The sequence below is a fragment of the Proteiniclasticum ruminis DSM 24773 genome (assembly GCF_000701905.1).
Taxonomy (GTDB): Bacteria; Bacillota; Clostridia; order Clostridiales; family Clostridiaceae; genus Proteiniclasticum; species Proteiniclasticum ruminis.
Genome location: NZ_JNKC01000012.1, coordinates 36,618 through 48,332 on the forward strand (window position 1 = coordinate 36,618; position 11,715 = coordinate 48,332).

Below are 11,715 nucleotides of genomic sequence, written 5' to 3' on the forward strand. Positions count from 1 at the left end.
ACAGCCCTCTCCTGTAAATGAACGAATTTTCAAAATCATTTGCTTTCTGCCTCGAAGAATTCTTATAATAGATGTAATAACAGGTGGAGTGTGATTGTATGAGTTACCAAAAAACAGTTGAAACCATCCCCAGCACCAATCATCTATACAATGTCCACATTTATATCTATACGCCGAAAACCAAGCCACGGTATCTGCTTCAGATCACTCATGGCATGTGTGAGTATTTGGAGCGGTATGAACCCTTCATCCGTTACATGACAAGCAAAGGGGTTCTTGTGGCAGGCCATGACCATGCCGGACACGGAAACAGCATCCGTACCATGGAGGATCTTGGTTATTTTTCAAAAGATCCTTATGATCTTACTTTGGTGAAAGATCTGAAAAATGTGTCTGATCTCCTCTCAGATAAGTATGGGCATCTTCCGCACTTTATTCTTGGTCATAGTATGGGTTCCTTTATGCTTCGCAAGTACCTTATGAAATATGGCAGAAGCCTCAGTGGCATCTTTATCAGTGGTACAGGCGGTACAAACAAAGGGATATCAGCAGGAATCACCTTGGCAAAGTCCATTGCCGCCATAAAAGGAGACATCCACCGGAGCAGTCTTTATAACTCCATTTTCTTTCAAGGATTCAATAAAAACTTCAAAGACGAGAAAGATGAATTCTCCTGGCTCTCCAGAGACCAGAAAGTCCGTAATGCGTATAGAAAAGATCCCAAATGCAATTTTGTTTTCACCTTGAATGCCTTCTTGGGTTTTCTCAGTATTATGAAGGATGTCACCCGTGAAAACTGGGCAGAAGCCGTTCCCAAGGATGTGCCCTACCATCTTTTCAGTGGAAAAGAGGATCCTGTAGGAGCCTATGGCAAAGGTGTTCAGGAGACTTACGAATGGCTTCTGAAAGCCAAAGTGAAGGATGTTACCCTAAAGCTCTATGAGGGCGGACGCCATGAAATGCTCAATGAAACCAATAAAAAAGAGGTCTATGAGGATCTTTTCAATAGAATGGAAGAAATGATCAAAGATCGGTCTTGAGATCCCATCATCAAACGACTGGAGTTTTTGATATGCTCCAGTCGTTTGATCACTCCGTTTCTTTACAGCTCCTGAATCAGGTGTTTTGAGAAATCTGAGTCTCAGACCTTTTGCATAAACCTAAAAACAAAAATACATCCTTAAAATCCAGTTAGGAAGTTCTTTCAGAGAACTATCCGTAGATTTCAAGGATGTACTTATAATGGTGACCCCTAGGGGAATCGAACCCCTGATTCCAGCGTGAGAGGCTAGCGTCTTGACCGCTTGACCAAGGGGCCACATTCGTTATGACCTTTCAATAATATCACTCACAGGTGCTCAAGTCAACCATTTTTCCAGTCCATAGCCTATAAAAGACATGACCAAGTCTATGAACATTCTGTAAATACTACTAACTAGTATAATATTAACCCCAGGTACACACTTCATTAATTAACTGTACACAACCCGATGGTATAACTAAGACATCGAAATATTACGGTTATAAGAAAGGGAGTTTGAAACATGAGTAAAGTTAAAGTAGCCATTATCTATTACAGTGCAACAGGAGGAAACTATCAGATGGTTCAGTGGGCAAAGGATGCAGCTGAAAAAGCAGGTGCCGAAGTAAAGGTGCTGAGAGTTCAGGAGCTGGCTCCAGAATCCGCCATCGCATCGAACCCACTTTGGAAAAAGCACTATGATGAAACCAAGGATATCATTCCTGTAGTAACACCACAGGATATGGTGGATGCAGATGCCATCATCTTCTCCACACCAACAAGGTATGGAAATGTTGCTTCACAATTCAAGCAGTATTTGGATACCCTAGGAGGCGTATGGTCCCAGGGTCTTCTCGTAAACAAGACCATCACTGCCATGTCTTCAGCCATGAACGCCAACGGCGGAGTTGAAGAAACCATCCGCTCCATCTATACCTCAGCGATGCATTTTGGTGCGATCATTGTAGCCCCTGGTTACACGGATCCAAGCATTTATGCAGCAGGTGGAAATCCTTATGGCGCATCAGCTTCCATCATTGATGGGGAAATCAAAAATGATGTGGAAGGTGCTGTCAGACATCAGGCGAAGAGACTTGTGGATGTAACGAGACAGTTCCTCGGAAAATAGCCCCATAAAAGATCACAGGAGAATCCTTCGGGGTTCTCTTTTTTTAGAAGTTCTTTTATGTTTTCATCTAATTGATTTGACAAAATTTAATTTTACCCTTACGATATAATCAGTGAAATTAATAACCAAGGAGTGTAAAAAATGAGCATTTATGATTTTAAAGCAACGGATATCGATGGACAAGAAAGAGAACTGAAAGAGTTTGAAGGTAAAGTGCTTCTCGTTGTCAACACCGCCAGTAAATGTGGGTTTACTCCTCAATTTCAGGGTCTTGAGACCCTTTATGAAAGGATGAATGGTGAAGGATTTGAGGTCCTTGGGTTTCCATGCGGACAGTTCAACGATCAGGAACTGGAAAATGCAGAAGGCATCAAGAACTTCTGTGAACTGAACTACGGGGTTTCTTTCCCCATGTTTGATAAAATCGATGTGAACGGAGATGCCGCACATCCATTATTCAAATATCTGAGAAAAGAGACCAAAGGTCTCCTGGGTGATGCTGTGAAGTGGAACTTCACTAAATTCCTGATAGACAGAAACGGAAACGTCCTGAAAAGGTATGCCCCTCAGGTAGATCCCCTGGATATTGAAAAGGACATCCGCTCGTTGCTGTAATATATAGAGTCCCCTTTTAAAAGAGCCTCACTATAGGCTCTTTTTTATTATCTTGTATGCAATAATATTTGACAATGCTTAATATTTGCCTTATTCTAAGGATAATGAATAACACAGTATGAGGTGTATTATGAGTATTTATAACTTTACAGCAAAAGATATTGACGGCGTGGAGACGCCACTGAAAAATTTTGAGGGAGAAGTCCTTCTTATTGTCAACACAGCCAGCAAATGTGGATTCACGCCGCAGTTCAAGGATCTGGAAACCATCTATGAAAAACACAAAGACCAGAAGTTCTCTGTCCTAGGCTTTCCCTGCAATCAGTTCAATCAGCAGGACCCTGGAACTGAAGAGGGCATCAAGAATTTTTGTGAGCTGAATTATGGGGTCACTTTCCCCATGTTTTCAAAAATTGATGTGAATGGAAAATCCGCTCATCCGCTATTCGTCCATTTGCGGAAGGAAACCAAAGGACTTTTGGGCGACTCTGTCAAATGGAACTTCACTAAATTTCTGGTGGACAGAAACGGAAAGGTCCTCAGAAGATACCCACCTACCACCAGTCCTCTGGCCATTGAAAAGGATATTGAGGAACTGTTATAAAGAATAAGGATTAGGAGACTCCCATGAAAAGACCGTATTTGCTCGTATGCTTACTGTTCTTTCTCAATTTCATGACTGCCTGCGGACATAAAGAAGGGTATATTCATCGGGAAGATGCGCTGAAAAGAGGCTATATTGTCCTGGAAGGCACCAATAGTCATAATCATGAGCGTTTTGACATGTTCCTGAAGAACGTGGACTCCAAACGGGAAGATCAGATTACCATTGTGATCTATGATCTTGTTCGGAACCAGTATGTTCTCACCATAGACTATGATGGTGAGAACTATTACGCGAGCCGCTACTTTATGGATCAGAACCATAAAAAATCCCAGACCATCGACAAACTTCTATTTACTCACTTAAGCTATACTTCCTCAAAGAATTATTTTCTTACAAACGAAAATAAAATCCACAGTGATCTGTGGATTTATCAGGGAAAATAATTTTTAAAGCCTACTGTTCTAGTATAAAAATCTTTGTTATACTATTCATAGGAAGTTCAGTATGATTCTCACTGAGCTTTTTGATAACCAATACACGGACAAAAGGAATCCCGAGGGTAACCTCAAATTGCTTTAAAGAATGGACATGACTTCTGCAATTTCATTGCAGAAGTCTTTATTTTTGCCCTATTATTCCTTATTTCTGAAATACACTTCTTTTCCTAACTTCAATGCTTCCAGAATCTCCTGGGTTTCCAGACCGTTTTTTCCACTGGCCTCAACACTTGTTTTTCCAAGCATAGCATCAGAAATCATAGAAATCATCTCCATCTGGGAATGTTCCGGCTCCTGAAACTCAAAAATTTCAGAGCCCTGCTCTGTCATGAGCGTTACAGGTTCCTGATCCATGATGGAAAACCTTAAAGCTCCTTTACTTCCAGCGATGGTTAAGAGATCTTCTCGTATCCCGCAGCTTGCAGTGATGTTTAAAGTTCCTTGTATGCCATTCTCAAAAAGGAAGAAACCCGTGGTCACATCCTCTACAGACAGTTCCTGAGATAGATTTCCAGATTTCCCCGAGACCATGGACGGTTCACCAAAAAGAAACAGAAAAAGATCTATCATATGAGAACCCACATCATAAAGGATCCCGCCACCTGAAGTATCCTCCTGGAACAGCCATGGTCTCTTTGGATCATATTGAGGCACTGGACGAAGGTATTGATACGTGAAGGAACGGACTTCTCCGATGGCTCCTTCCTCCATCAAGTTTTTAATCTTAAGAAACTTCTTCTGGGCTCTTCTATAGTACGCTACATAAAGCTTCACACCATGCTCTTCACACACTTTTCTCATCTCTTTGCATTCATCACTGGTCAGCGCCATAGGCTTTTCCACATAGACATCTTTTTTGTGCTCCGCTGCAAGTACTGTATAATGCTTATGCATATGAGGTGGGGTTGCAATATAAACCGCATCCACTTCTGGATCACGCAGCATGTCGAGGACCTCTGTAGAATAATACGGTATTCCATGTCTTAGGGCATAGTCTTCCAATTTTTTCTCATCTCGTCTCATGACCCACTTCATCTCCGTCTGTGGCAGTTTTCTGAATGCTGGCCCACTTTTTCTTTCAGTTACATCTCCACATCCAATCATGCCAAATACAATCTTATCTTTCATTTTTCGTCTCCTTTTCTTTCTCATAGGCTTTGAGGTATGCTTCTGCCGCCCGGTACTTTTCAAGTCTTCTCCGGTCTTCCTCTCTCAAGGGATTCGGAAGTCTCTCCTTCTTTTGATTGTCCTTCAGATCAGAGAGTTTGACCCTCCGGGAAAGGGGATCTTCTGCCAGTCTTCTGATATATTCTTCATACCCTTCTTCTTCATTCCTTGTGAGAAGAAGAACACTGTCCACAATAGAAGAGGAGAATCCCCTCTCCAGAAGATCCTCTGCGGTCAGTGCCGTATCCTCCAGAAGATCATGGAGAAGCGCGATGATCTTCTCCTCCTTCGTTTCCATAGGGAGCATCACCCGAAGCACATGAAGAATATAGGGTTCTCCACCTTTATCCAGTACACCGCTGTGATAGAACGAAGCCAAAATCAAAGCCCGTTCAAACTCCGGCAATTTCAGAAGTTCTTCTATATCCATACTGGCACCTCACTTCAATAAATCACGAAACTACCTTATAATATAGAAAGATAGTTCTGCTTTTCCTCTACTAACAGTATACGACAGGTCGGATGGAAACGCACAAGAAAAGGAGACTCCAATGAAAAAAGAAACAATCTTTCTAGAACTGATGAATCACGGAAAAGTACCTGTTTATGCCAATCATAATGATGCTGGAGCCGATGTCTTTGCTTCGGAGGATTTCGTGCTTTGTCCAGGTGAAACAAAAGTGCTGCCTCTTAAAATCAAAGTGGCTCTGCCAGACCACTTAGAAATGCAAGTTCGCCCCAGAAGCGGTCTATCCCTGAAAACTTCTCTAAGGATTCCTAACAGCCCGGGCACTGTGGATGCAGGCTACCGGGATGAAGTAGGTATCATACTGGAGAACTCTTATCATCTTTCTCTGCTTCCTTATGAAATGCTCTCAAATCCGAACCTTTTGGATACCATAAAGAAAGACTATGAGATCCTGTTCCCCGTGGATAAAGAAGCAGTTTTCACAGTCTACAAAGGAGAGCATTATGAAACGCCACAACTCCTGAACTTGTCTCCATTCCTCATTTTAGATCAGAATCATCATCCCTATGGCACCATCTATATCGAGAAAGGGATGAAAATCGCCCAAGTGGTCTTCAATGAGGTCATTAAAGGGGAGTTTGAAGAAATCGAGGATGTGACCACCAAAGGAACAAACCGGGGTGGCGGTTATGGAAGCACAGGATTGAAGTAATACCTACTGCTATATTCAACAGAAAAAATTGAGAAGTCGTACCTATCCTCATTGATAGGCACGACTTCTCTTACTTATATAATTACTTATTAGAATTCTTATAGTAGTTAATCAGAGAGCCATCGAGTAGTATCGAACGTTCGTCTCTGGTGAGGTACCCAAAACTAAGAGTCGTTGGCTTCACCTGTCCCTCTTTCAGAACATAGGCTGTAACTTCCGATCCATCTGATTCCAATGCTTCTCGAATATCCTTTACCAGTATCCATGCACCAAGCGATATATCGCTGTAGTTCCCAATTTCAAAAGGAACCATCCCCCAGTTGATGCAGTTGGAGCGGTATCTTTTTGTGGCGTACTCACACGCAATATTCGCTGAAGCACCCAGCACTCTCTGGCAGCTTGCTGCTTGCTCTCGGGCAGATCCATCGCCTGGCTTCACAGCAAATATTGTAGATCCAACAACAGTATCTTCAGGGGATACCTCAGTTACTTCAGCAAAAGACTGATACACTACCGTCACTTCATCTGAAAGAACGGATTCTTTTTTACGTTTCTGTTCTATTGCACTGATTTCTTTGGCCCTATGAACATAACCCGGGTCCTTCCGGGATAAAGTGAACTCTGCCAGCCGAATCGGATTGGACCGGTAGGACGAGGTTTCTCCAGAAGGAATCAGTTCATCCGTTGTCGTTACATCATCCTCAATGAAGGATACAACTTTGAGCAGAAGATCCTTTGAAAGCTCTGGAAACTCTGGCCAGTCTTTGATGTTCGGCCCAAACTGCAGAATCTCTCTGGAGTCCCCTTTCCCTGATGCATCCAGAACACGATGCTCATATACGCCTTTATTGAAGTAATAAACAGGTGTATGATAGTCAGTTGAGATTTCAGAGGCAGCTGTCAGTTTTCCACCGTTCACTGCAGTGGCAGCAATGGATCTTGCGTCCATAAGTGCTACTCCAGCCATCTGACCTTCTCCAGGTTTACTGCCTTCACGGTTAGGGAAATTACGAGTTGTATGCCGTATAGACAGTTCCCCGTGCGCTGGGGTATCCCCTGCACCAAAACAAGGTCCACAAAAGCTCTCTCTGATGATTGCTCCGGCTGAAGCCATGTCTACAAGTGCTCCATTTTTTGCCAGCTCCACATAAGTTGGCATGCTTCCAGGGTAAATACTCAGGCTAAAGGCCCCGTTCCCCGTACTCTGACCTCTCACAATGTCTGCTACAGCCATCAGGTTATCAAATGTTCCACCTGAGCAGCCTGCAACGATTCCCTGGTCCACATAGATTTCTCCGTCCTTATGGATTTTACTCATGAGATCCAGCTTTACTCCTTGCCCCTCAAAAGACTTATTTGCTTCCATTTCCGCCAGGGCAAGAATTTCCTGCGGATTTTCCTTCAGCGAACGGATCGTGAAGACATTGCTTGGATGCATGGGCAGCGCAATCGAACACTCAATTAAAGAAAGATCCACGGTGATGCAGCCATCATAATAGGCAACCGCATCTGGTTTCATCTGTTTATAATCATGAAGTCTTCCATGGATGGCCAGATAATCCCTGGTCTTAGTATCTGTCGTCCAGATGGAAGACCAGCAGGTCGTCTCCGTTGTCATGACATCTATGCTATTGCGGTACTCTACGGGTAGATGATCCACACCTGGTCCCACAAACTCCATGACTTTATTTTTCACATAACCGTTTTTAAATACTTTTCCAATGATTGAGAGTGCCACATCCTGTGGTCCTACCCCATAACCAGGCTTACCTTTCAGATATACGAGAATCACTTCAGGATATCGGATATCATATGTTCTACCCACAAGCTGCTTCGCAAGTTCTCCACCGCCTTCACCTACCGCCAAGGTGCCTAATGCCCCATATCTTGTATGAGAGTCGCTTCCCAGAATCATCTTTCCGCACCCTGCCATCATTTCCCGATTATAAGAGTGGATCACAGCCATATTGGTCGGCACATAAATGCCTCCATATTTTTTAGCTGCAGAAAGTGCAAACATATGGTCATCCTCATTGATGGTTCCACCGACAGCACAAAGACTGTTATGACAGTTTGTAAGGACATATGGCATCGGAAACTCTTTCATCCCGGATGCTCTTGCAGTTTGGATAATCCCCACATAGGTGATGTCGTGGCTCGTCATGGAGTCAAACTTCAGTTTCAGATTTTCCATATTCTCCACGGTATTATGGGCTTTGATGATTCCATAGGTCATGGTCCCTCTTCTACCCGTCTCCTTGGTTTCCGATAGTCCGAGCCTCCCAGCTTCCTCTTCATTTACGATTTCCCTATTGTTGAGGAGATAGACTCCATTTTCACTAAGCTGTATCATTTATCTCTCTCCTCCAGACTCTTCTTTAAGTGTGAAAGCTGACCGCCCGACAATAAAATCTCCACTTCATCATCTGAAATATCCAGAATACCTGAAATGATCTGTCCATTGGTTTTATTGAGAAGGTGTACTTCTCTTTGAGGAATGGCTTCAGCAAAACCACTAATCTCTATCTCATCACCTACACTGATTTTTTCATAATCCGCAGGATTCTTAAAAAACATGGGAATCACACCATGATTGATGAGATTGTTTTTATGGATTCTAGCAATGGATTTTGCCAGCACAATTTTCACACCCAGATACATTGGGGTAATCGCCGCATGTTCTCTACTGGATCCTTGCCCGTAATTCTCTCCCCCGACAATGATTGATGTTCCCATCTCTTTTGCGCGCTTCACAAAATCTTTGTCATATCTAGAATAGGCATACTCTGCAATCAGTGGAATGTTGCTTCTCATGGAACTGAGCTCCGCACTTGCCGGCGTGATATCATCTGTAGAAATATTGTCACCTGCCTTCAGACTGACCTGGGCTTTCAAAAAGCTTCCCGGAGGTGTGTTGATTGGCAAGGGCTTGATATTGGGTCCACGGACTATAGAAATATCACTGGTATCCATGAGAGGTGTGATGAACATAGAGTCATCCACAGGATACACCCTAGGTTCCCTCACCTTGCTTAAAAGTTCCACATTCTCCATCACTTCATCCGGCGAAGTGATATATTCTGTAACTGCTGTGGCTGCAGCAACTTCCGGACTTACGAGGTAAAGATATGCATCCGCGGTGCCACCTCTCCCCCTAAAATTACGGTTGCTTGTCCTCACTGAGATTCCCCCTGTGGAGGGCGCTTGTCCTATTCCACAACAGGCTCCGCAGGCGATTTCAGTGATTCTCGCTCCAGCATCCACCAAATCACTTATGATTCCTTCTTGTAGAAGAAGTTTGAAGTTCTGCCGGGTGCTTACAGAAATGGTGAGACTTACATCTTCATGGACTTTCTTACCTTTTAATACGAGTGCAGCTTTTTTGATATCAGCATAGGATGCATTGGTACAGCTTCCAATATAAACCTGCTGAACGGGTTTTCTCTCCACATCCTTTACTTTCACAACAAGATCTGGCTGGTGAGGCAACGCAACCAATGGTTCCAAAAGAGTCAGGTCAATTTCGACTTTCTCGTCATACTCTGCACCTTCATCCGCCTTAACTGACACAAACTCCTTTTCTCTATTCTGCGCTTGAAAGAATTCTCTAGTCACTTCATCCGCAGGGAATATGCCGGATGTAGCCCCAAGCTCTGCACACATATTGGTGATGGTAGCTCTCTCTGGTATTTCCAGCGTCTCTACGCCCGGTCCTGTAAACTCATACACTCTCCCAAGACCACCTTTTACGCTATACCTTCTCAGCATCTCAAGAATAATGTCTTTTGCTGCTGAACCGGCAGGTAGTTTTCCTGTGAGATGAACATTCACAACCATAGGCATCCGTAGCCTGAGTGGTACACCAGCCATGGCTGTGGCTGCATCCATACCACCTCCCCCAATGCCCAGCATCCCGATGGCACCGGCAGTGGTTGTATGACTGTCTGTCCCCAGTATTGTCTTACCCGGGATGCCAAATCTGGCATAATGAAGGGAGTGGCAGATTCCATTTCCCGGTCTTGAGAGATACAGTCCGAACTTCTTGGCAATGGACTGAAGGTAGATATGATCATCAGGCGTTTTATTATCCACATATAGCAGATTATGATCCAGATAACTCACAGATTTCTCTGTCCGAACTCTTGGCAGTTCCAGAGCTTCAAAAGCCAAATACCCCATTACCGCTGTAATATCATGGGTGAGTGTTTGATCCATTTTCAGGTAGATTTCATCTCCTGCTTTAGGAGAGTGAAGCTCAGACAAATGGGCCTCTATGATTTTCCTCGTTATGTTCTTTGCCATGGTTGACATTTCTCCTTCCAACCTTCTTTTTGTTATAGATTTATCATACCTGTTGATTCTAGTGCTGTAAAATGCATTGTTTATTATGGTTATCATAAGCGAAAGTATATGAGGACTTGATTATATTCCAAATAATCGTTATGGTTAAACAAAAGATGAAAGGAGTTCTCCTATGGATTTTAGACAGCTCCAATACGTACTTGCTGTGGCGGAAGAACGAAGTATCACAAAGGCTGCTCAAAGTCTTTATGTTTCACAGCCTGCTATGAGTCATTACATTCAGAAAACGGAGGAGGAACTGGGTGTTCTTCTCTTTGACCGCACCACCACCCCACTGTCATTGACATATGCCGGCGAAGAATATGTGAAAAGTGCCCGTATCATATTGGAAATTCACAGTGATCTCTTGAAAAAGCTCCGGGATATCGGTGGCAATCTTCAGGGAAGACTTCATCTCGGTATGCCGAAGGACCGAGCCGCCTTCATGCTGCCACTGATCCTGCCAGTGTTTAAACAGAAGTACCCCAGGATAGAGGTGGAGATTACAACGGATCATGGGGACAATTTGAAGGAGCTTCTGGAAAAAGGCAGAATTGATTTCATGATTCTTCCATTTTTTCTAAAAGAACCTCAATTTGAAACCTATAAAATCCATGAGGAAAGACTGCTTCTTGTGGCTAAAAAAGGAGTGCTACCTGAAGATGCTTTTTTAAGCCCCCATCAGGTTGATTTGAAAAAATTAAAAGATGAGCATTTTCTTCTGTTGAAAAGTGATCATGTATCAAGAAAGGCAACGGATCTTCTCTTCAGAACACTGAAAATGAAACCGGAAAGAATCACAACCCTAACCAGCAGCAGTATGACCTACCGTATGGCTTCCAAGGGATTCGGTATCGCAATTATTCCTGAAATGACCACCAAACTGGTAAAACTGGAAGACCCCGTTGATATCTTAGAGCTCACAGGAAATCCTGTCACATGGGATGTTATGGCTGTGTTTCGAAAAGAACAGTATATTGGTCAGGTGGAGAAGGATTTCTTCTCCATTGCCTCTAAAGTATACACGGATTTGCAAAAAGATTCCTAATGTCATAACCTAATGCTTATGCCTTACATGTACAGATAAGTATTGTACATAAAAAAAACTATCCTCTATGATAAAACTATGACAAAGTTACGAAGTGCTGCTACGATTA

11 protein-coding genes and 1 tRNA gene are annotated in these 11,715 nt (G+C 43.2%); 7 read left to right on the forward strand and 5 right to left on the reverse strand.

The genetic code is table 11. The features are described from left to right. Window positions 1-98 precede the first annotated feature (98 nt). On the forward strand, window positions 99-1,040 hold the full coding sequence (locus tag T487_RS0112215) for an alpha/beta fold hydrolase (RefSeq protein WP_031577419.1): 942 nt from the start codon (window positions 99-101) through the stop codon (window positions 1,038-1,040). 203 nt (window positions 1,041-1,243) lie between these two features. Here the strand turns inward: T487_RS0112215 and T487_RS0112220 are convergent. Continuing rightward, a tRNA-Glu gene (locus tag T487_RS0112220) sits at window positions 1,244-1,318 on the reverse strand. A 226-nt stretch (window positions 1,319-1,544) separates the two neighbouring features. On the opposite strand from T487_RS0112220, the gene wrbA reads away from it, so the two are divergent. From wrbA to T487_RS0112240, 4 genes are all read left to right on the forward strand, one after another. Further along, window positions 1,545-2,150 (forward strand): NAD(P)H:quinone oxidoreductase type IV, encoded by a 606-nt coding sequence (gene wrbA, locus T487_RS0112225; protein ID WP_031577420.1) that lies wholly within the window; start codon window positions 1,545-1,547, stop codon window positions 2,148-2,150. A gap of 141 nt (window positions 2,151-2,291) precedes the next feature. Next, window positions 2,292-2,765 carry a glutathione peroxidase gene (locus T487_RS0112230; RefSeq protein WP_031577421.1) on the forward strand — a complete coding sequence of 158 codons (474 nt, stop codon included), beginning with the start codon at window positions 2,292-2,294 and terminating at the stop codon, window positions 2,763-2,765. 130 nt (window positions 2,766-2,895) lie between these two features. Next, window positions 2,896-3,369, forward strand: coding sequence for a glutathione peroxidase (locus T487_RS0112235; RefSeq protein WP_031577422.1), 474 nt, complete (start codon window positions 2,896-2,898; stop codon window positions 3,367-3,369). A gap of 23 nt (window positions 3,370-3,392) precedes the next feature. Next, entirely contained in the window at window positions 3,393-3,815 is a 423-nt protein-coding gene (locus T487_RS0112240) for a hypothetical protein (RefSeq protein WP_031577423.1), read from the forward strand. 189 nt (window positions 3,816-4,004) lie between these two features. On the opposite strand, the gene T487_RS0112245 is transcribed toward T487_RS0112240, so the two are convergent. Next, the gene (locus tag T487_RS0112245; protein ID WP_031577424.1) at window positions 4,005-4,997 is read right to left on the reverse strand and encodes a Gfo/Idh/MocA family protein; all 993 of its coding nucleotides are present in this window, start codon (window positions 4,995-4,997) and stop codon (window positions 4,005-4,007) included. Beyond that, window positions 4,987-5,466, reverse strand: a complete 480-nt coding sequence (locus T487_RS0112250) for a hypothetical protein (RefSeq protein WP_051651707.1) — start codon at window positions 5,464-5,466, stop codon at window positions 4,987-4,989. The genes T487_RS0112245 and T487_RS0112250 overlap by 11 nt, the downstream gene beginning before the upstream one ends. A gap of 121 nt (window positions 5,467-5,587) precedes the next feature. On the opposite strand from T487_RS0112250, the gene T487_RS0112255 reads away from it, so the two are divergent. Continuing rightward, complete coding sequence (locus T487_RS0112255) at window positions 5,588-6,217, forward strand: dUTP diphosphatase (RefSeq protein WP_031577426.1); 630 nt, start codon at window positions 5,588-5,590, stop codon at window positions 6,215-6,217. Window positions 6,218-6,299: 82 nt separating this feature from the next. Here T487_RS0112255 and T487_RS0112260 read toward each other — a convergent pair whose 3' ends face one another. Together T487_RS0112260 and T487_RS0112265 are read right to left on the reverse strand one after the other, a co-directional pair. Then, on the reverse strand, window positions 6,300-8,570 hold the full coding sequence (locus T487_RS0112260; protein ID WP_031577427.1) for a hydratase: 2,271 nt from the start codon (window positions 8,568-8,570) through the stop codon (window positions 6,300-6,302). Continuing rightward, window positions 8,567-10,519: an aconitate hydratase gene (locus T487_RS0112265; RefSeq protein ID WP_031577428.1), complete on the reverse strand. Its 1,953-nt coding sequence runs from the start codon at window positions 10,517-10,519 to the stop codon at window positions 8,567-8,569. Before T487_RS0112265 ends, T487_RS0112260 begins: the two co-directional genes overlap by 4 nt. Before the next feature lie 172 nt (window positions 10,520-10,691). Between T487_RS0112265 and T487_RS0112270 the strand changes: the two genes are divergently transcribed. Then, window positions 10,692-11,606, forward strand: coding sequence for a LysR family transcriptional regulator (locus T487_RS0112270; protein ID WP_031577429.1), 915 nt, complete (start codon window positions 10,692-10,694; stop codon window positions 11,604-11,606). The last annotated feature ends 109 nt before the right edge of the window (window positions 11,607-11,715 follow it).